The organism is Bacteroides clarus YIT 12056 (genome assembly GCF_900129655.1).
GTDB lineage: Bacteria > Bacteroidota > Bacteroidia > Bacteroidales > Bacteroidaceae > Bacteroides > Bacteroides clarus.
This window is the reverse complement of the sequence record NZ_FQWK01000005.1, coordinates 21,593-41,143: the sequence shown is the minus strand read 5'-3', so window position 1 is coordinate 41,143 and position 19,551 is coordinate 21,593. Positions and strand designations below refer to the sequence as shown.

The following is a 19,551-nucleotide window of genomic DNA, read 5'->3' as shown; positions in this document are numbered from 1 at the left end:
GGGGAACAAAGTGTTTCGCCCGGTGGAACAAGAAGTTTCAAGGCATGGAACTTTCAGTTTCCTCAGGTGGAACTGCCGGTTTCATGCCTTGAAACTTTTTTAGTGTTGCGGGGATGTTATTTTCCTGCCGTTTTCTTGCCGTAGAAGAACATGAAGTAAACTCCGATAAGTATGAACGGAATACTGAGCCATTGTCCCATATTCAGCGCCATTGTCCTTTCAAAATCCACCTGGTCTTCTTTCAGGAACTCGATGAAGAAGCGGAATACGAATATTTCTGTCAGGCAAAGGCCGAAGAAGAAGCCGCGGTGATAGGGTAGGGAAGCTTTCTCCCGCTTCTGCTGCCCGCGCTTGTATAGGTAGACCATGCCCAGGAAGAAGATGAAATAAGCGATTGCCTCGTAGAGCTGCGCCGGATGGCGGGGCAGCATGTCTACCCGCTCAAAGACGAACGCCCAGGGTACATCGGTCGGCTGGCCGATAATCTCGGAGTTCATCAGGTTGGCAAGGCGGATGAAGCAGGCGGTGATAGGCGTGGCCACGGCTATCATGTCCAGCACGTCCATATAGTGCATCTTTGTTTTGCGGCAGTACATCCAGAGGGCGATAATCAGTCCCAGCGTACCGCCGTGACTGGCAAGTCCTTCGTATCCCGTCCATTTCCAGCCGCCGTCCGGAAGGAACTTCACGGGGAGTATCATTTCCCAGAAATGGTTCAGGTAATAATCCGGCTGATAGAACAGGCAGTGTCCTAATCTCGCTCCTATCAGGATGCCGAAGAAGCAGTAGAAGAACAGCGGCTCGAATGTCTTTTCGTCGATTTTCCGGTCGCGGTATTGGCGGTGTACTATTACGTAGGCAAGAGCGATACCGACAACCCATAACAGGCCGTAATATCGGATTGGAAGGCTGCCGAAAAGGTTGAACAGTTCCGGGTTGGGATTCCAGTTGATGGAGAGGAGAGTCAGCATATTCATAAGTAGTAAAAATTAGTAAGTAAATGTTGAAATTCGGCTTATATCAAGGCTGTCTGTCATTCAGCGCGCAGCGAAGAACCTTTTTTCTTTTCTCCCGTTTCCCCTTACATCAGGAGAGGAGATTCCGCGCTACGCTCCGAGTGATAAAAACAGTATGGGATAATTAAGCGAAGGTATAAAATTATTTGAATTTCTCCGCTACCATTCTGTATGTGGGGATGTCAATTCCCTGTTCCTCGGCTGCCGTAATCATGTCGAAAAGTAACCCCTGCACTTCGCTTTGATGCCCGCGCGCCATGTCTTTTTGCATGGAAGCGGTGCTTTCGGGGGCAAGTTTGTCGATGACCTTGAGGTTGTACTCTACGATGTCTTCCTTGAAGTCAATGCCCAGTTTCCGTCCCAGTGCGGCGCTTTCCTGTGAAAGTCCGATGAAGGTGTCGCGTACTTTTCCGGGTTTCTGTACTTCGCCCATAGGCACGTCGTAATAAGCGCCGGTTACGGCCATAGCCGAGATGAAAGACCATTTTACGAAAGTGTCGCGGTTGATGTCGGGAGATATTTCCGCCTTGATGCCGCTTTCCTGTAAGTCTTGTTGAATGGCTTCCAATGTTTCACGGGAAACAACGGTGTCTTTGTGGGCTCCGTAAACCAAACGGAATATTTTTCCCATCTGTGTGATTTCGCCTTTGCCGGAAACGAATCCTACAATGTAGATGCAACCGTCCAGTACCGTAACGCCGGGAACCAGCCGCTGGATGCGAGGCCCTGTGCCGTAGACGTTCAGAATGGGGATTACCACCGTATCTTTGTGCGCGGCGCGTTTGATTAGTTCCGTAATGGAGTCTACGGAATAGCCTTTGACGCATACGAAGATAACGTCTGCCTTGCAGTCGGCTGACGAGGAAGCGAGAGCGGCGTATTCCTCCGCTGTATAAGCGGGTATCTTCAGGGTTTGCTCGCCTTTTAAGTCGGAATGTAACCGCAGGCCGTACTCGCGTATAGCGGCAAGGTGCTCGCCGCGTGCGATGCAAGTAACGTCTTTTCCTGCCAATGCGAGGAAACCTGCAATGCTTCCGCCCACGCCGCCTGTGCCTGCGATGAGGTACTTCAGATTGTTATTTGTCATTTGTAGTGTATTAGTGTGACTCATGTCTTTATACGTTGAATCGGAAGTGCATGATGTCTCCGTCCTGCACTACATATTCCTTGCCTTCCACACCCAGTTTTCCGGCTTCGCGCACGGCGGCTTCACTGCCGTATTTGATGTAGTCTTCGTACTTGATGACTTCCGCGCGGATAAAACCTTTCTCAAAGTCGGTGTGGATAACGCCGGCGCATTGCGGGGCTTTCCAGCCTTTGCGATAGGTCCATGCTTTTACTTCCATTTCGCCGGCGGTGATGAACGTTTCGAGGTTCAGCAGGCTGTAGATGGCTTTAATCAGTCTGTTGCAGCCGCTTTCTTTCAGGCCGAGGTCTTCGAGGAACATTTGCTTTTCTTCGTAAGTTTCCAGTTCGGCAATGTCGGCCTCGGTCTGTGCGGAGATGATGATGAGCTCGGCGTCTTCGCCTTTGATGGCTTCGCGCACTTGCTCTACGTATTGATTGCCGTCGGCGGCGCTGGTGTCGTCCACGTTGCAGACGTAGAGCACCGGTTTCGTTGTGAGCAGGAACATCTGCTTGGCGCACTGTTCTTCATCGTCGTTCTGAGGTATTACGGTGCGGGCGCTCTGTCCTTGTTCCAGCGCGTCTTTGTAGCGGAGCAGGAGTTCGTACTCTACCTTCGCCATTTTGTCTCCGCCTACTTTGGCTATCTTTTCCACGCGCTTGATGCGGTTTTCCACCGTATCGAGGTCTTTCAGCTGGAGCTCGGTATCGATGATTTCCTTGTCGCGTACAGGGTCTACGCTACCGTCCACGTGTACGATATTGCCGTTGTCGAAGCAGCGCAGTACGTGGATGATGGCGTCGCACTCGCGGATGTTGCCCAGAAACTGATTACCCAGTCCTTCACCTTTGCTGGCGCCTTTCACCAGTCCGGCAATATCGACAATATCGCATACGGCGGGCACGATACGTCCCGGATGAACGATTTCGGCGAGTTTGGTCAGTCGCTCGTCGGGTACGGATACCTGTCCCATTTGGGCGTCGATGGTACAAAAAGGAAAGTTTGCCGCCTGTGCTTTTGCGCTGGACAGGCAGTTGAAAAGAGTGGATTTCCCTACGTTGGGCAGTCCCACTATACCTGCTTTTAATGCCATAAGTATATCTTGTTTTTTAATTATTATTCAGCTAATTGGCTGCAAAGATAGTCTTTTATCTTTTCTCTTCTTCGAACATTTGGTGAAAAATGCTTCTTAGACGTATCTCATCCGCTATGATGGTTTGCAGCTCTTTCAGTCGTCCGGCGTTCTTTGAGTCGGGAAACCAGAGCTTCAGATAGCCGCCGGGAGCGTATTTCTCCATCAGATGTTTGTGGAAACGTTGGTAGTGCCATGCTTCGTCCGCCGTAGGATTTTGTTTCAATCCGTATTGTACGGTACGGCGCAGGGTGATGTCAGCGTCGATGATGCGGTCGGCTTCGGCTACGATTTTACCGTAGATGCTGCGTGGCTCATGGTCGGTGGATGCCCGGTGGTCTTCTACGGCTTCACGCATAATCTTTATCTCTGCTTTGTCGAACCATTGCAGAAGGTTGGCGTCTGCCGCTATGATTTCTCCCGAAACGAGGTGATGCGTGGCACGGTCGCGGCACAGTCCCGTGTCGTGATAGGCCGCTATGGTGTAGACAAGACGTTCGTCCGCTTGGGGGTAGAGTTTGGCGAGAGCGAGGCTTTCGTCGATGACTGTCTGTACGTGCGAGAGGTTATGAGCCTTGTCAAAGTGTTCATATCGGGGAATGATTTCTGTTTCGATGTAGCGGATAAGTGTCTGGGGTATCATGTTTCTATATTCTTGCTCAAGAATACAAAATTAGTGATTTATATGGATTCAGCCATAACCCGGATAGCAGATAATATAACCTCAACCACAGATTTACGGTAATCTTTCCTTCGAATATGTAATTTGGGTTATAATATCCGTAATTTATCTACCCTGCCATGATATGCTTTCCGCTACTTTTGTATTCAAAAGTCCAGCAGTCCCCGTCGTGGTGGCAATTCGGACACGCTTTGATAACATAAAATCCGACTAACAATGAATACCAAAATCTTCAAATCGGCAGTTATTACCTCCTTCATAAGTTCCTGTATGCTTATGGGATGTAATAGTAACAGAACAAACGATGAGACAAATTCTGCCAATCAAATGAATGCACTTAATCTGACTTCAGAATGGGACAAGACTTTTCCCAAAAGCGAGAAAGTAAACCATAGTAAGATAACTTTCCATAATCGTTATGGCATCACGCTGGCGGCAGACCTTTACACGCCCGTAAATGCTTCAGGGAAACTTCCGGCAATCGCTGTCAGCGGACCGTTCGGAGCTGTCAAAGAACAGTCTTCCGGATTGTATGCCCAACAGCTTGCCGAAAGAGGTTTCCTTACCATCGCTTTTGATCCCTCATATACCGGAGAAAGCGGAGGAGAACCGCGCTATGTGGCTTCTCCCGATATTAACACGGAAGATTTTAGCGCAGCCGTTGATTGCCTGATGAACCGTGAGGATGTAGATTCCGAAAAAATCGGTATCTTAGGTATCTGCGGTTGGGGAGGAATAGCTATACAGGCAGCTATCAACGACCCACGCATAAAAGCTACTGTGGCATCTACCATGTATGACATGACACGCGTAAATGCCAACGGATATTTTGACTCTGAAAACACGGCAGAACAACGTAATTTCAAACGTGCGGCCATGGTTGCGCAGCGTACCGAAGATTATAAGAGCGGCTTTTACAAATCGGGAGGTGGAGTTGTCAGTCCTCTCCCTGACGATGCGCCCCGGTTCGTGAAAGACTATTACGCTTACTACAAAACTCCACGTGGCTATCACAAACGTTCGCTCAATTCAAATAACGGCTGGAACGTTACCTCCAATCTTCCTTTTCTTAATTTCAAATTCTTTGACTATGCCGATGAATTGGAAAGCGCGGTGATGATTGTACATGGCGACAAAGCGCATTCGTTCTATTTCGGTAAAGATACGTATGCCCTTTTGAAAGGCGATAATAAGGAGTTTGTCGTTGTCGCAGGCGCAAACCATACAGATTTGTATGATGGACTTAGCGTAATCCCTTTCGATAAGATAGAAAGTTTCTTCAATGAAAATCTGAAATAAACCAAAGGGAGAAAATCGTTGTGCCGTACAAGACGGTATGCGGCGAATTTATCCTTTATTTATAGAGTGTGATGCACTTGTTATGGCACCATCATCCTAATTTCACAAAGCCTGCCGTTTCTCTCTTATGAAGGCGGAAATACAAAAAGAGCCGGAATACATTTGTATTCCGGCTCTTTAGTTTATAGAAAGGTTTTGGGTTATTGTTAGCAACTAAAGTGTATTTAAGAGAGAATGAATAGATTACATGTTAGGGTTGTCCATTGTCACCGTCATCTCAGGGATGAGGATGTATGTATTCTTTTTGTTGTTCCATTTATAATAGGTGGTGGTAACCGATTTACCCTGATAAGCATAACGGATACACATATCATTGGTCCATGTATTCTTTACGGCATTCCATTTCAGTGCCTCGTTTTCTGTCATGCGGTTCTGGTCGTCGTACTTATAATTGTACTTCATATAGTTGGCAAGCGTGCTGCCGTCCATCTTATAAACTGTTTCAGCAACCTTCACTCCATTCACTTCTTCCGAATTGTAAATAAGGTTACTTTTGTTGTCTGCCGATGCGCTCATTCCACACACAAAAAGAAAAGAGAATAAAATCAAAGTTTTTAAAGTTTTCATGGCTTTATGTTTTTAGAGTTGTACTTGCTATTTTCTATCAATATGTCATTGATTACGCTGCAAATGTACGTAATAAATTGACATAAATAAAATAATAGGGATTTATTTTATCAATATGTCAGATTATACGGATGGGATATGCTTTCTTTTTGGAAAGATTAATTAATAAAAAATATCCGGCAGTGAGGATGCCGGATATTCTGGTGAGCAAACTGTATTTTAAAGCGATTACTTCTGTTGCTTTCTGATTGTAAGTTAAATAAAGTTATAGACCGGATCAGTGTGCTTCCAACCAGTTCTTTCCCCAACCGCAATCGGCTTTCAGGGGTACCAGCATGCGATATGCCCGTTCCATCTCTTCGATTACAATTTTCTGTATAATCTCTTTTTCTGCCTCGGGAACGCTGAAATTCAGTTCGTCATGGACCTGTAAAATCATCTTTGCTTTCAGATTGTTACTTTGAAGGCGTTGACAGATGAGTGACATGGCTACTTTGATGATGTCGGCAGCGCTTCCCTGGATAGGAGCGTTGATGGCATTGCGCTCTGCATAACCGCGTACTACGGCATTGCGTGAGTTGATATCGGGCAGGAAGCGTTTGCGGTGGAAGATGGTTTCTACATATCCGTTTTCGCGTGCCACCTGTATGCTTCTGTCCATATATTCTTTGACTTGCGGATAAGTTTCGAAATATCCGTCTATCAGTTCTTTGGCTTCCTGGCGGGGAACGTTCATACGTTCCGCCAGACCGAATACGGAGATGCCGTAGATAATACCGAAGTTGGCGGTTTTGGCTTTACGGCGCATATCGGCCGTTACATCGTTAATATCCACCTTGTATATTTTAGCGGCCGTGGCTGCATGAATGTCGTAACCGCTGAGGAAAGCGTCAATCATATTCTTGTCTTGGCTCAGATGCGCCATAATGCGCAGTTCAATCTGTGAGTAGTCGGCGGAGAAGAATTCGCATCCGTCATCGGGAATGAAGGCTTTACGGATTTCTTTGCCGTCCTCGTCACGAATGGGGATATTCTGCAGGTTCGGATTGCTGGAACTGAGTCGTCCGGTAGCGGTCACCGCTTGATTGAAGGAGGTATGGATACGTCCCGTACGTGGGTTTATCAACTGAGGCAATGCATCGATATAGGTGCTTAACAGCTTCTTCAGTCCGCGGTACTCAAGTATCTTGCCAATGATTGCGTGCTTACTCCGGAGACTTTCAAGCACTTCTTCGGAGGTAACATATTGGCCTGTCTTGGTTTTTTTGGCTTTGTCTACGATTTTGAGTCTGTCAAACAATACTTCGCCTACTTGTTTGGGTGAGGCGATATTGAAGGTTTCGCCGCCTGCCAGCGCATAGATTTCTTTTTCAATTTCCTGCAGACGGAGCGTGAAATGTTCGGACGATTGCCTGAGAGCTTCTGTGTCGATGCGCACTCCATTGCTTTCGATATTGACGAGTACCGGTACAAGCGGCATTTCGATTTCATAAAAGAGATGCTCGGCGGACTGTTCTTTCAATTCTTTTTCAAGTACGTTCTTCAGTTTTAAGGTAACGTCCGCATCTTCGCAAGCGTAACGATAGACATCTTCCGCCGGAAGATCGCGCATATTCTTTTGGTTTTTGCCTCTGGCTCCGATGAGTTCATCAATGTGGATGGTTTGATATTGCAGGTAGATTTCGGCAAGGTAGTCCATGTTGTGCCGAAGTTCCGGTTGCAATACATAATGGGCGAGCATGGTGTCGAAGAGTTTCCCTTTTACTTGTACTCCGTAATTTTGGAGAACAATCATATCGTATTTGATATTTTGCCCTACTTTCATGGAATTTTCATTTTCGTAAAGAGGACGAAGCTCGTTTACGATTTTTAACGCCTCGTCACGATTTGCAGGAACAGGTACATAGTAAGCCCGGTTTTCGGCGTCACTGAAGCTCATTCCCACCAATTCGGCTTCCATTGGTTCGGTTCCGGTAGTTTCAGTATCTATTGAGAGAATTTCAGTTGTAAGTAACTTTTGAATAATTTCCTTTCTTTTTTCTTCTGTATCAATGAGTTGGTAGTCTACATCGAGCATTTCTAAGCGCGTGAGATTTGATTTTTTTGCGCCATCCGTCCCGTCGCCTGCAAAATTTGCAAACAAATCGCCTTGAACGGGACCGTTATTTTCGGGAGTTGCACTCCCGGTCGGTTGGGCAAACAGAGTTCCGGCATAAGGATCGGGTGCGGCGGAATTGGAAGAAGAGGGAAGGGGAGCATCCGTCTTTTTCAGAACACGGTTGATGAGCGTGCGAAATTCCAACTCTTCGAAAATCTTACGAAGTTCTTCTTCGTTCGGTTCTTCGCGGACGAGTGTATTCATGTCGAGCTTGATGGGCACATCCACTTTGATGGTCGCAAGAAATTTGGAGAAAGTAATCATTTCCCGGTTTGCCTCTACTTTGGTTTTAAGCGCGCCTTTCAATTGGTCGGTATGGGCAAGCAGGTTTTCGATGCTGCCGAATTCCGCTACCAGTTTCTGCGCGGTTTTCTCGCCCACGCCCGGACAGCCGGGGATATTGTCGGAAGAGTCTCCCATCAGTCCCAGCATATCGATGACTTGTTCTGTGGACTGGATATCGAATTTGGCTTTTATCTCCTCGATGCCCATGACTTCAAATCCGCCGCTATGTTTGGGACGGTACATAAACACGTTGTCCGATACCAGTTGGCCGTAGTCTTTATCGGGGGTCATCATATAGGTGGTGATACCTTGCTTTCCGGCTTCGGTGGCAAGGGTACCTATCACATCATCGGCTTCATAACCGGGGACTTCCAGGATGGGAATGCGGTAAGCGCGGATAATGTCTTTTATGATAGGTACGGAAAGGCGGATAGCTTCGGGAGTTTCTTCCCGTTGCGCCTTATATTGTTCGTAAGCTTCGTGGCGGAATGTCGGCCCCGAAGGATCAAAAGCTACTCCTATGTGCGTAGGATTCTCCTTTTTCAGTACTTCTTCGAGGGTATTTACAAACCCTAAAATGGCGGAAGTATTGAATCCTTTGGAGTTGATTCGCGGATTTTTGATGAATGCATAATAAGCACGATATATCAATGCGTAGGCATCAAGCAAGAAAAGTTTATCGGTTGAATTCATAGATTTATCCTTTTTTTCATGGTAAAAGTACAAAAAAATACCGTATTAACTGTTTTATTACTATTTTTGTGCTCAAATAGCGATGTATGGACAGTATATCCCTCATAAAATCCCCGATTTCTGCGGAGTTGGAAGACTTCAAAAAGCATTTTGACAGTTGCCTTTCCAGTTCTAATCTTTTGCTGAATAGCGTAATTGCGCATATACGGCAGAAGAATGGGAAGATGATGCGTCCGATTCTGGTTTTGCTTGCCGCGAAGCTGTATAATGAGATTTGTCCGGCAACGCTCCATGCCGCGGTTGCCTTGGAACTCCTGCATACGGCAAGTCTGGTGCATGATGATGTAGTGGATGAAAGCACCGAACGTCGGGGACAGCTCTCTGTAAATGCTATCTTTAATAATAAGGTGGCTGTGCTTACGGGGGATTATTTGCTGGCAACGGCTTTGGTGGAAGTAGGGATGACACGTAATTACGCCATTATAGATGTTGTTTCAAACTTGGGGCAGGACTTGGCGGAAGGGGAGCTGTTGCAGCTTTCCAATGTCAGTAATCCCGAATATTCCGAAGATATTTACTTTGACGTCATTCGCAAGAAGACGGCTGTACTGTTTGCAGCCTGTATGAAGGCAGGTGCGCTTTCGGTGGGAGCCAGCGATGAAAAGGCGGAATATGCACGTCTCTTTGGCGAATATATCGGTCTTTGCTTTCAGATTAAAGACGATATATTCGATTATTATGAAAGTAAGGAAATAGGTAAGCCTACCGGTAATGATATGCTGGAAGGAAAGCTGACCTTGCCTGCATTGTATGCCCTTAATTCAACGCATGATAAACAAGCAAAAGAGATTGCCGTAAAAGTGAAGAACGGAACGGCGACAACTGGTGAAATAGCCCGATTGATTGAGTTTACCAAAGAGCATGGCGGCATTGAATACGCTACGAAAGTCATGGTGGAATTCAAAGAAAAGGCACTTTCGTTATTGGCTTCCATGGAGGATACGGATGTCAAGAAAGCGCTTGTCTGTTATCTGGATTATGTAGTGGAACGTGAAAAATAATTTCATCCTGCCATTCAAAGCGGAGCGAAGAATGACAGGATGAGAAACTTATCTTTTTATTTGGTGGCGGTTCTTAAAAGAACTTCATTTCCTCGCCTTTGATTTCCGAAAGTAGAAGATTTGCCAAACGGCTTGTACCCAGGCGGAACAGTTCGTTATTCAGCCATTCCTCACCCAGCACTTCTTTTACAATGGTATAATAAATTAATGCGTCGTTTACGCAGTTGATACCACCTGCCGGTTTGAAACCTATCTTATTACCCGTCAGCGCATGGTATTCCTTGATAGCCTGACACATTACGTATGCTGCTTCCGGAGTGGCGGCAGGCTGCTGTTTTCCGGTAGAAGTTTTGATGAAATCGGCTCCTGCATACATGGATAGGATAGAGGCTTTCTTGATGTTGGCTGCCGTTTTCAAAGCTCCGGTTTCCAGGATTACTTTCAAGTGATGCTCCTTACAGGTAGCTTTCAGCTCTTGTATTTCATCACACATGGTTTCATAATCTCCGCTGAGGAACTTTCCTATGGAAATTACGATATCTATTTCATCGGCTCCTTCCATGATTGCCATGGCTGTTTCGGCTACCTTTACTTCTATAAAAGTCTGTGAAGAGGGGAACCCTGCCGATACGCAGGCTATCTTTACATCCTCCACTTCCAGCGTATCTTTTACTACTTCCGCAAAGTTGGGATATACACAAATAGCCGCCACGTTCTTCAAATCGGGAAATTCTTCGTCAAACTGGTTTACTTTCTGAGTAAACTTCATGACGCTTTCATCGCTGTCCGTACTGTTGAGAGTGGTAAGGTCGATGCAGTTGAACAGGAATTTCTTTACTTCCGGAGTGTTGTTGGCAGGCACTTTCTCTGCGATTATTTTAGCTACTTCCGCAGCTATTTCCGCATCGTTCAGATTGGTGTTGTACTTCGCCAAGGCGGCATCATACTTGCTCTGGGTGGATTCATTATTCTCCATGGTCAGATAATTTAGGGTTATTGATATGTCTTGTTTGGTCGCGTTTGGTCTTCTTCTCTATGCTGCGTGCAAAGGCCTCGGTGATATCAACCCCGGTCTGATTTGCAATGCAGAGAAGTACCCAAAGGACGTCTGCAATTTCTTCCTCAACGTTGTCTTCTTCTCCTTTCTTGAAAGACTGGTCGCCATATTTGCGTGCCATAACTCGTGCCAATTCACCTACTTCTTCGGTCAATATGGCCATATTGGTGAGCTCGCTAAAGTAACGTACTCCATATTTCTTGATCCAGAAATCTACCTCTTGTTGTGCTTCTTTTAATGTCATTATTCCTTATTTTTTGTATCCATACAGATGGTCACAGGGCCATCGTTCAATAATTCTACTTTCATATCGGCTCCAAATTCACCGGTACCTATTTCTTTACCTAATGCTAAACTCAATTCTTTGCAAAATTGTTCGTACAACGGAACAGAAATTTCCGGTTTCGCTGCCCGGATATAAGAGGGACGATTACCTTTCTTGGTTGATGCATGCAGCGTGAACTGGCTGATTACCAGTATGTCACCGTTGATGTCGAGTATGGATTTATTCATAACGCCATTCTCGTCGTCAAAGACACGCAGGTTGACAATCTTTTTACACAACCAGTCGATATCCTCCTTGTCGTCCGTTTCTTCTATGCCTACCAGTATCATAAATCCTTTTTGAATGGCAGACTTACAAGTTCCGTTGATAGTGACAGACGCATGTCCGGTACGTTGTATAACTACTCTCATGTTTTAGTTCTAAAAAATTAATTTTGCGGGTTGCAAAGTTACGAATAAATTCGTGATTGTCACGGTATAAGACCGGAATTTGTGTTGAAAGACTATTTACCTGTGAAATACTCCTTTATGATTTTTGCTTTTGTTTCGCCAACTACCTTGATAATCGCCTCCGCCGGTGCTTCTTTGATGCGTTTTACACTCTTGAATTCCTTTAGCAGGGCATTCTTGGTTTTGTCTCCGATCCCTTTTATCTCGTCTAAGGCCGAAGCTACCTGCCGTTTGCTGCGCTTGTCGCGATGGAAGGTAATGGCAAATCTGTGTACTTCGTCCTGTATCTGCGTCAGCAGGCGGAAAAGGGGGGAGTTTTGTTTGAGTCCGATTGTCTGCGGCGGGAAACCGTACAGCAGTTCTGATGTGCGATGTTTCCCGTCTTTGGCAAGCCCGGCAATAGGGATATCGAGGTTCAACTCATCAATAATCTCTTTTACGGCGCTCATTTGCCCTTTTCCTCCGTCGGTGATAAGAAGGTCGGGTAGAGGGGAGTTCTCTTCGATAGCGCGCTGATAACGCCGTTTGACAACCTCTTTCATGGACGCATAGTCGTCGGGCCCTTCCACAGTCTTGATATTATACTTCCGATAGTCTTTTTTAGACGGCTTTCCTTTAATAAAGACAACGCATGCCGCAACAGGATCAGAACCTTGAATGTTGGAGTTGTCAAAGCACTCTATCTGCATAGGCAACCTGTCGAGGTGCAATTCCTGCTGAATTTCTTTTAAAAGGCGTATTGTGCGTTGTTCCGGATTCAGCTTTTCCGCTTGTTTCAAACGGTCGGCTTTGTATTGTTTTACATTAAGGATGGAAAGCTCGAGCAGCTTTTTCTTGTCGCCGCGTTGCGGGATGGTAAATGTGACATCTTTAAGTTCCATATCCAACTCAAAAGGTACGATGATTTCGCGGGAAAGGCTCTTATACCGTTCGCGCATCTCAATAATACCCAATGAAAGAAGCTCCTCTTTTGTTTCGTTCAGCCGTTTCTTGTATTCGAAAGTGAAAGCTTGGTTGATCGCTCCGTTTGTAATATGCAGATAGTTGATGAATGCGGATTTTTCGTCATTGTCTTCTTCAATGGAGAATACGTCAATATTGTGCAATACGTTGCTTACCACCTCTGACTTAGAGCGGTAGTTCTCTAATAACAGGTATTTCTCTTTGATTTTCTGTGCCTCCTCAAACTTCATTTCCGCAGCAAGTTCCTGCATCTGCTGATATAGCATTCGCTCTATTTCTTGAGTGTTGCCTTTGAGTATTTCTTTTATTTCAGCGATGTTTTTAAGGTACTCTTCCTGATTTTGCTTGCCTATACATGGTCCTGCACAGTTTTTGATGTGGTATTCCAGACATACATTGAATTTCCCGGCCCGAATGTTTTCGGGAGAAAGATTCAGGTTGCAGGTGCGTAACGGGTACAAATGTTTAATAAGATCGAGTACTGCATACATGGATGGTATATGGCTGTATGGGCCATAGTAGGAAGAACCGTTACGTATAATTCTTCGTGTTTTGAATACGCGGGGGAAGTACTCGTTCTGCACGCAGATAGACGGATAGGTCTTATCATCTTTCAGCAATACATTATAGCGAGGTTTGTATTTCTTGATAAGATTGTTTTCCAGGAGCAAAGCATCCTCTTCCGTATTGACCACGATATACCGGATATCTGCAATCTTGCTAACCAATACACGCGTTTTTCCCGGTTCATGTTCTCTGTTGAAATAGGAAGATACCCGGCGTTTTAAGTTTTTCGCTTTCCCTACATATATAATCGTGCCCTCGGCGTTCAGATATTGATAAATACCGGGGCTTTCGGGAAGGTTCAGAACGATGCCTTTCAGATAATTATTTGTTTTTAGCTCTTCCATTGATAACAAAAGATGATAAGGTGATAAAGTGGTAAGGTGATAAAGGGGGCGGATGCAGCGACGCGGTGGTTGCCATTTTACCTCTTTATCACCCTATCCTTTTACAGAGTCAATACGGATTCTACATTTACATCTTTACTGAATAAGTCTTTTCCATGTAAGTCTTTCAATTCAATAATGAAGTTTACGTATATCTTTTGAGGATTCATCTTTTTCACCAATTTGCAGGCTGCTTCCATGGTTCCACCTGTAGCCAGGAGGTCGTCATGCAATAATACGACATCATCCGGTTCGATAGCATCTTTGTGTATCTGTACCGTATCTTTGCCGTATTCTTTATCGTAGCTTTCCTCGATTGTTTCTGCCGGTAGCTTTCCGGGTTTACGCATGGGAACGAATCCGGCACCTAAACGGGTAGCAAGAATGGGCCCCATGATAAAACCTCTGGATTCTATACCTACTACTTTGGTTATTCCTTTATCCTTGTACATTTCATACAAGGTATCCGAAAGTTCTTGCAGTGCAGACGGGTTTTTAAACAGTGTAGTTACGTCGTAGAATAAAATTCCGGGGATTGGAAAGTCAGGAATTTCCCGAATGTTCTTGGCAAGTGTTTCTTTGCTCATAATCAATTTATTTAATACGTTTATTGAATTCTTTGTTTCACGTGGAACGTTAGCGCTTATCTCCCGCAAAGTACCAGTAATACGTTGATGTCACTCGGCGATACTCCCGGAATTCGGCTTGCTTGGGCTATTGTCTCCGGGTCGATCTTAACTAACTTCTGTCGGGCTTCGGTAGAAAGGGATTGAATGGAATTATAATCAAACTTCCCTTTAATTTTTATACTTTCCAATCGTGCCAGCTTATCTGCTATGATTCGTTCACGTCCGATGTAGCCCTCGTACTTTATAAGTATTTCTGCCGCTTCGATAATTTCATCTTTTCTGTCCGTAATTTTATCCAGTTCCCGACGGAAAGCGCTGACATGCTCTGCCATATTTTCCAAAGTTACTTGCGGACGATTTATTAGGTCTATCAATTTGCATCCCTGACGGAGTGGAGTAGTACCGAGTTGTTCCAATACCGGGTTTATTAGTGTCGGTTTCATCGAATAATTCCGGGTAAACTCTATAATGTTTGTAACGGCTTCACGTTTACTTCTTAATAATTCGTAGCGGTCTTTTTGGGCAAGCCCCAGTTTCCAGGCTCTTTCGGTAAGTCTCATATCGGCATCATCCATACGGAGAAGGATGCGATATTCCGCACGTGAAGTAAACATGCGGTAAGGTTCATCAACGCCTTTGGTTACCAAATCGTCGATTAATACGCCTATATATGCTTCGTCGCGTGCAAGTGTAAAAGGTTCGCCGCCATGACAGTTGATATGTGCGTTGATACCCGCAATGATTCCTTGTCCGGCTGCTTCTTCATAACCGGTCGTTCCGTTTACTTGTCCGGCAAAGAAAAGGTTTTTGATTTTCTTCGTTTCCAACGTGTGTTTTAGTTGTGTAGGGTCGAAGAAGTCATATTCTATGGCGTAGCCGGGACGGTAAATAACGAGATCGCGGAATGCGGGAATCTTTTTCAGCGCTTCAATCTGTATGTTCATCGGCAAGGAAGAAGAAAAGCCGTTCAGGTAAAGTTCCTGTGTCGTTTCACCTTCCGGTTCCAGGAAAAGCTGGTGCTGTTCTTTGTCGGGGAAGGTTACGATTTTGGTTTCTATGCTGGGGCAATAACGGGGGCCTATACTTTGAATCTGTCCGTTGAAAAGGGGAGAGTCCGGCAATCCTTCACGAAGGATACGATGCGCTTCCTCGTTGGTAAAACAAGTCCAGCATGGGAGTTGCTTCAAATGGCGTACGCCGTTGTTCATAAAGGAGAACTTGTGGAAGTCGTTTTCCCCGTCTTGAATGTCCATATCTTCGTAGTGTACGCTCCGTCCGTCGATGCGTACGGGAGTTCCCGTTTTCATTCGTCCGTATGTGATGCCATGTCGGGCGATGGATTCGGTCAGTTGATATGATGCGGGTTCTGCCATACGCCCACCCGGAAGCATGGTGTGTCCTACGTGCATCAATCCGTTCAGGAAAGTTCCGGCAGTCAGTACAACGCATTTGGAGCGGAAAGTTACTCCCCAAAGGGTGGTGAGCCCAACTACCTCACCGTTTTCAACGAGAATTTCGCATATGGTGTCTTGCCAGATGTGCAGGTTGGGAGTATTCTCCAGGATTTCACGCCATGCCCAAATGAATTTGTTACGGTCGCATTGAGCACGCGGGCTCCACATGGCAGGGCCTTTGGAACGGTTTAATATGCGGAACTGGATAGCTGTTTTATCGGTAACCAATCCCATATATCCGCCTAAAGCGTCTATTTCGCGTACAATCTGTCCTTTGGCAATGCCGCCGACGGCAGGGTTACAACTCATTTGACCTATCTTATTCATGTCCATTGTGATAAGACAGGTCTTTGAGCCCAGATTTGCGGCAGCGGCAGCGGCTTCACAGCCGGCATGCCCGGCGCCGATTACAATAACGTCATACTTAAACTCCATTCGTTCAATCTCTTTTAAAACCTTGCAAAGGTACTAAAAAGTTATTTTATAGCCGCAATTTCCCTCTTTTCCTTGTGAATTCTTAGGAAATACTTCCTTTGAAACCTTCCGTATTCCTTGTGTGTAATGCAGACTCGCAGCTTATAGAACCTCTCTTCCTTCTAAAGAATATAATAAAGGAGGATTATGTATAGGATAAAACAATGAATTGAAAGAAGGGGTATTATGTTTATTTTGGATGTAATATTAAGGAAGTATGGAGCTTTTTGTAAGATAGTAGTGCATTTTTACTTATTAATGCTAATATACTGGTTGTATTTCTAATACTTTTTACTCGAAAGGTGTTAGAAATATATTATTTGTATTAGGTTTAATATATTGATTAATAATATGTTATGTTTTGCTTCTTATCCTTTATCGCATAGCGAGCGCTTTGTTTTCGGCTGCTTCCATAATCTCCCGCTCTCCCGGACCTTTATCATTGATGCCGCATAGGTGCAGGATGCCGTGAATGATGACACGATATAGTTCCCGTTCATAATCATTACCGGCAAACTGTTCGGCATTGGTACGTACCGTGTCGAGGCTGATAAAAAGATCACCGCTCAGGCGATTACCTTCGCAATAGTCAAAGGTGATGATGTCCGTGTAATAATCGTGTTGGAGATACCGGCGGTTTACTTCAAGGATTTTCTCGTCCGAGCAGAAGATATAGGCGATTTCACCGACTCTTTTTTCATAAGTGGCGGCCACGGCTTTAATCCATTCCGTAGTTTCACGTTTCTTGATTGCGGGCATTTCAACACCGTCTGTCTGATAACTTATCATATTGTTGCATTTATTTATATTGAATACAGAACTGCAAAGATATCGAGATACGGAAAAACTCCTTCGCTTTTTTCAATTTTCTTCCCTGTATCTTTGTGCCCCTTTTCAATTTCCTGTTTTTAAAAGAAGAACATATAACTGATGATAATAGCGGCAATGATACCGGAAAAGTCCGCTATCAGGCCGCAGGTAACAGCATTACGGGTTTTTGTGATACCTACACTGCCGAAATAAACGGCAAGGATGTAGAAAGTAGTATCCGAAGCGCCGCGTGCCACGCAACTCATACGGCCGACAAAAGAATCGGCGCCGTATTGTTTCATTGTGTCGATCATCAATCCGTTGGCTCCGCTGCCGCTTAATGATTTCATCAATGCGGTAGGCAGCGCACCTACAAAGCTGGTATCCGCTCCGAATAATCCGACGACGTAACCGATGCCGTTTACTATTATATCCATTGCCCCCGAAGTACGGAAAACGGCGATTCCAACGAGGAAAGCTACCAGATAGGGGATGATACGTATGGCGGTTGTAAATCCTTCTTTGGCTCCTTCTATAAAAGCGTCGTACACATTAATCTTCTTCCATAATCCCCACAAGATAAAAAGAAGGATGATGGAAAAGAGTATGATGTTGGCAACCAGCGTGGAGTAAATCCCCATTTCTTCGCGGCTTATTTGGGTAAATAAGTAAATAAGTCCGGAAAAGAACAGACTGATGCAACCGATCAGAATAAGAATAGGTTTGTTCAGTAGGTTTATCCGTTGTGCAATGCTGACGGCGGCTACACCGACAATAGTAGAGATAGCGGTCGTAATCAGTGTGGGAATGAAAATGTCCGTAGGCTGTGCGGCGCCCATTTGCGAGCGGTACATCATGATGCTGACGGGTATCAGTATCAGTCCGGACGTGTTCATTACAAGAAACATAATCATCGGGTTGGTAGCGGTGTCTTTCTTCGGATTCAGTTCTTGAAGTTCTTTCATGGCTTTCAATCCCATGGGAGTGGCGGCGTTGTCCAATCCCAGCATGTTGGCGGAAAGATTCATGAAGATAGAACCCATGGCAGGGTGCCCTTTGGGTATTTCCGGAAAAAGACGGCAGAACACAGGGCTCAACCAGCGTGAAAGCGCGTTTATCATACCGCTGTTTTCACCGATTTTCATGATACCCAGCCATAAGGACAGAATACCGGTCAGTCCTAACGATATTTCGAATGCTGTCTTGGAGGAGTCGAATGTAGAGTTGACAAGTTCCGTAAATATATCCGTATCTCCCATGAACAGGAGCTTGCAGAGTGCTACAATGAAAGCGACTACGAAAAATGCTACCCAGATGTAATTTAAAACCATGTGTCCTTACCCTTTTTTCTTAAATGTTAATAGTTACTTTCGTTGGCAAGATTCCATGCATTGAGGAAGGATGCCTTGGTTATTTCTACAATTTTCTCCCAGTTTAGCGATGCGGCATGGTCCGATGGCTGATGATAGTCGGGATGACCGTCGGTATGATACCAGATAATAGGAATGCCGGACAGGGCGAACGAGGCATTGTCACTTCCGCTCACAGGATTGTCCCAAGAACGGTAGTCGGGCTGCAGTTGCAAGTTGTAACGGGCGATATCCTGTTTAAGCCAATCGCCGAAAGTGGGATGGGCGGCTGTGTAGAAGTAGACCACATGCTGCGGTTGTTCAGGCTTGTTGTTACGTCCTATCATGTCAAAGTTGAGATAACTCTTTACCTGTTTAAGGAACGGACAATGCTGTACGAAATATTTTGAGCCGAGTAATCCCTTTTCTTCTCCGTCCCAAAAAGCGAAGATGACGTTTCTCAGTGGCTTTTGTCCGCTGAGGATAAACGCATGTGCTATCTGTAATACGGCGGAAACTCCGGAGGCATTATCGTCTGCACCGTTATATATCTTGTCATTAGCCAACGTTTCGTCCACACCTAAGTGGTCGAAGTGAGCGCCTATAATGACATATTCATCGCTGCGTCTGCCGGGAATGTATGCCAGCACATTATTCATTTTCAGCGAACGGTGTGTGCCTTGCTTGAGGATTGCAACGGAGTCAAGGTGTACCTGCCAGCGCCCGCGTTGTTGTCTTTCTTTGCTGCATGCCTCAAAAGACTGGTAATAGCCGTTTTCATCCAAAGGGCGGATGCCGTCTTGTTTCAGACGGGATACGATATAGCGGGCCGCCACTCGCGAACCGTGCATACCTGCTTCACGTCCTTGCAGTTCATCATCGGCCAGAAATTCCACGATTGCTTCTGCGGAAGTACGGTTGATGCTTTGCAATCCTTTTTCAAGCGGGGATTGCGCATGCAAAGACAGTATGGAAAAAAGGAGGCAGGCGGTTCCTAAAGACACTTTATGCATATTGTTCCGTTTTTAATAACTAAGCATATCTGTTGCAA

Annotated in this window: 17 protein-coding genes; 2 read left to right on the top strand and 15 right to left on the bottom strand. The window is 45.4% G+C overall.

What is annotated here, in order from left to right; genetic code table 11:
• Positions 1–116 precede the first annotated feature (116 nt).
• From lgt to BUB52_RS09775, 4 genes are all read right to left on the bottom strand, one after another.
• Positions 117–971: a prolipoprotein diacylglyceryl transferase gene (gene lgt / locus BUB52_RS09790; RefSeq protein WP_039950833.1), complete on the bottom strand. Its 855-nt coding sequence runs from the start codon at positions 969–971 to the stop codon at positions 117–119.
• Between the two features lie 187 nt (positions 972–1,158).
• Positions 1,159–2,103 carry a ketopantoate reductase family protein gene (locus BUB52_RS09785; RefSeq protein WP_039950747.1) on the bottom strand — a complete coding sequence of 315 codons (945 nt, stop codon included), beginning with the start codon at positions 2,101–2,103 and terminating at the stop codon, positions 1,159–1,161.
• 28 nt (positions 2,104–2,131) lie between these two features.
• Positions 2,132–3,235: a redox-regulated ATPase YchF gene (gene ychF / locus BUB52_RS09780; RefSeq protein WP_009121956.1), complete on the bottom strand. Its 1,104-nt coding sequence runs from the start codon at positions 3,233–3,235 to the stop codon at positions 2,132–2,134.
• Positions 3,236–3,290: 55 nt separating this feature from the next.
• The gene (locus tag BUB52_RS09775) at positions 3,291–3,917 is read right to left on the bottom strand and encodes an HD domain-containing protein (protein ID WP_009121955.1); all 627 of its coding nucleotides are present in this window, start codon (positions 3,915–3,917) and stop codon (positions 3,291–3,293) included.
• Positions 3,918–4,283: 366 nt separating this feature from the next.
• Here BUB52_RS09775 and BUB52_RS09770 point away from each other — a divergent pair, with 366 nt between their 5' ends.
• Entirely contained in the window at positions 4,284–5,255 is a 972-nt protein-coding gene (locus tag BUB52_RS09770) for an alpha/beta hydrolase (RefSeq protein WP_139259706.1), read from the top strand.
• A 243-nt stretch (positions 5,256–5,498) separates the two neighbouring features.
• Here BUB52_RS09770 and BUB52_RS09765 read toward each other — a convergent pair whose 3' ends face one another.
• Together BUB52_RS09765 and polA are read right to left on the bottom strand one after the other, a co-directional pair.
• Positions 5,499–5,882: a DUF3836 domain-containing protein gene (locus BUB52_RS09765; RefSeq protein ID WP_009121953.1), complete on the bottom strand. Its 384-nt coding sequence runs from the start codon at positions 5,880–5,882 to the stop codon at positions 5,499–5,501.
• A gap of 277 nt (positions 5,883–6,159) precedes the next feature.
• Positions 6,160–9,018 carry a DNA polymerase I gene (gene polA / locus BUB52_RS09760; protein WP_009121952.1) on the bottom strand — a complete coding sequence of 953 codons (2,859 nt, stop codon included), beginning with the start codon at positions 9,016–9,018 and terminating at the stop codon, positions 6,160–6,162.
• An 86-nt stretch (positions 9,019–9,104) separates the two neighbouring features.
• Between polA and BUB52_RS09755 the strand changes: the two genes are divergently transcribed.
• Positions 9,105–10,079 (top strand): polyprenyl synthetase family protein, encoded by a 975-nt coding sequence (locus BUB52_RS09755; RefSeq protein WP_009121951.1) that lies wholly within the window; start codon positions 9,105–9,107, stop codon positions 10,077–10,079.
• A gap of 73 nt (positions 10,080–10,152) precedes the next feature.
• On the opposite strand, the gene deoC is transcribed toward BUB52_RS09755, so the two are convergent.
• The 9 genes from deoC to BUB52_RS09710 all read right to left on the bottom strand — a co-directional run bounded on the left by deoC (position 10,153) and on the right by BUB52_RS09710 (position 19,513).
• On the bottom strand, positions 10,153–11,055 hold the full coding sequence (gene deoC, locus BUB52_RS09750; protein WP_009121950.1) for a deoxyribose-phosphate aldolase: 903 nt from the start codon (positions 11,053–11,055) through the stop codon (positions 10,153–10,155).
• Positions 11,045–11,380 carry a nucleotide pyrophosphohydrolase gene (locus BUB52_RS09745; RefSeq protein WP_009121949.1) on the bottom strand — a complete coding sequence of 112 codons (336 nt, stop codon included), beginning with the start codon at positions 11,378–11,380 and terminating at the stop codon, positions 11,045–11,047. The genes deoC and BUB52_RS09745 overlap by 11 nt, the downstream gene beginning before the upstream one ends.
• The gene (gene dtd, locus BUB52_RS09740) at positions 11,380–11,832 is read right to left on the bottom strand and encodes a D-aminoacyl-tRNA deacylase (RefSeq protein WP_009121948.1); all 453 of its coding nucleotides are present in this window, start codon (positions 11,830–11,832) and stop codon (positions 11,380–11,382) included. Before dtd ends, BUB52_RS09745 begins: the two co-directional genes overlap by 1 nt.
• Before the next feature lie 92 nt (positions 11,833–11,924).
• Positions 11,925–13,745: an excinuclease ABC subunit UvrC gene (uvrC, locus tag BUB52_RS09735; RefSeq protein WP_009121947.1), complete on the bottom strand. Its 1,821-nt coding sequence runs from the start codon at positions 13,743–13,745 to the stop codon at positions 11,925–11,927.
• 101 nt (positions 13,746–13,846) lie between these two features.
• On the bottom strand, positions 13,847–14,371 hold the full coding sequence (locus BUB52_RS09730) for an adenine phosphoribosyltransferase (RefSeq protein ID WP_009121946.1): 525 nt from the start codon (positions 14,369–14,371) through the stop codon (positions 13,847–13,849).
• 56 nt (positions 14,372–14,427) lie between these two features.
• Positions 14,428–16,302, bottom strand: coding sequence for a tRNA uridine-5-carboxymethylaminomethyl(34) synthesis enzyme MnmG (gene mnmG, locus BUB52_RS09725; RefSeq protein ID WP_009121945.1), 1,875 nt, complete (start codon positions 16,300–16,302; stop codon positions 14,428–14,430).
• A 414-nt stretch (positions 16,303–16,716) separates the two neighbouring features.
• Positions 16,717–17,130 carry an rRNA maturation RNase YbeY gene (gene ybeY / locus BUB52_RS09720; protein WP_009121944.1) on the bottom strand — a complete coding sequence of 138 codons (414 nt, stop codon included), beginning with the start codon at positions 17,128–17,130 and terminating at the stop codon, positions 16,717–16,719.
• 119 nt (positions 17,131–17,249) lie between these two features.
• A complete protein-coding gene (locus BUB52_RS09715) occupies positions 17,250–18,482 on the bottom strand; it encodes a nucleoside recognition domain-containing protein (protein WP_009121943.1) in 1,233 nt (410 codons plus the stop codon).
• Between the two features lie 26 nt (positions 18,483–18,508).
• On the bottom strand, positions 18,509–19,513 hold the full coding sequence (locus tag BUB52_RS09710) for a M20/M25/M40 family metallo-hydrolase (RefSeq protein ID WP_009121942.1): 1,005 nt from the start codon (positions 19,511–19,513) through the stop codon (positions 18,509–18,511).
• Positions 19,514–19,551: the final 38 nt, after the last annotated feature.

Excerpts from the sequence above, each read along its gene's own strand:
- dtd (WP_009121948.1), bottom strand. The coding sequence starts at position 11,832 with ATGAGAGTAGTTATACAACGTACCGGACATGCGTCTGTCACTATCAAC.
- ychF (WP_009121956.1), bottom strand. The coding sequence starts at position 3,235 with ATGGCATTAAAAGCAGGTATAGTGGGACTGCCCAACGTAGGGAAATCC.
- polA (WP_009121952.1), bottom strand. The coding sequence starts at position 9,018 with ATGAATTCAACCGATAAACTTTTCTTGCTTGATGCCTACGCATTGATA.
- BUB52_RS09765 (WP_009121953.1), bottom strand. The coding sequence starts at position 5,882 with ATGAAAACTTTAAAAACTTTGATTTTATTCTCTTTTCTTTTTGTGTGT.
- BUB52_RS09710 (WP_009121942.1), bottom strand. The coding sequence starts at position 19,513 with ATGCATAAAGTGTCTTTAGGAACCGCCTGCCTCCTTTTTTCCATACTG.
- BUB52_RS09715 (WP_009121943.1), bottom strand. The coding sequence starts at position 18,482 with ATGGTTTTAAATTACATCTGGGTAGCATTTTTCGTAGTCGCTTTCATT.
- BUB52_RS09775 (WP_009121955.1), bottom strand. The coding sequence starts at position 3,917 with ATGATACCCCAGACACTTATCCGCTACATCGAAACAGAAATCATTCCC.
- BUB52_RS09745 (WP_009121949.1), bottom strand. The coding sequence starts at position 11,380 with ATGACATTAAAAGAAGCACAACAAGAGGTAGATTTCTGGATCAAGAAA.
- BUB52_RS09770 (WP_139259706.1), top strand. The coding sequence starts at position 4,284 with ATGAATGCACTTAATCTGACTTCAGAATGGGACAAGACTTTTCCCAAA.
- uvrC (WP_009121947.1), bottom strand. The coding sequence starts at position 13,745 with ATGGAAGAGCTAAAAACAAATAATTATCTGAAAGGCATCGTTCTGAAC.
- ybeY (WP_009121944.1), bottom strand. The coding sequence starts at position 17,130 with ATGATAAGTTATCAGACAGACGGTGTTGAAATGCCCGCAATCAAGAAA.
- mnmG (WP_009121945.1), bottom strand. The coding sequence starts at position 16,302 with ATGGAGTTTAAGTATGACGTTATTGTAATCGGCGCCGGGCATGCCGGC.
- deoC (WP_009121950.1), bottom strand. The coding sequence starts at position 11,055 with ATGGAGAATAATGAATCCACCCAGAGCAAGTATGATGCCGCCTTGGCG.
- BUB52_RS09785 (WP_039950747.1), bottom strand. The coding sequence starts at position 2,103 with ATGACAAATAACAATCTGAAGTACCTCATCGCAGGCACAGGCGGCGTG.
- BUB52_RS09755 (WP_009121951.1), top strand. The coding sequence starts at position 9,105 with ATGGACAGTATATCCCTCATAAAATCCCCGATTTCTGCGGAGTTGGAA.
- BUB52_RS09730 (WP_009121946.1), bottom strand. The coding sequence starts at position 14,371 with ATGAGCAAAGAAACACTTGCCAAGAACATTCGGGAAATTCCTGACTTT.
- lgt (WP_039950833.1), bottom strand. The coding sequence starts at position 971 with ATGCTGACTCTCCTCTCCATCAACTGGAATCCCAACCCGGAACTGTTC.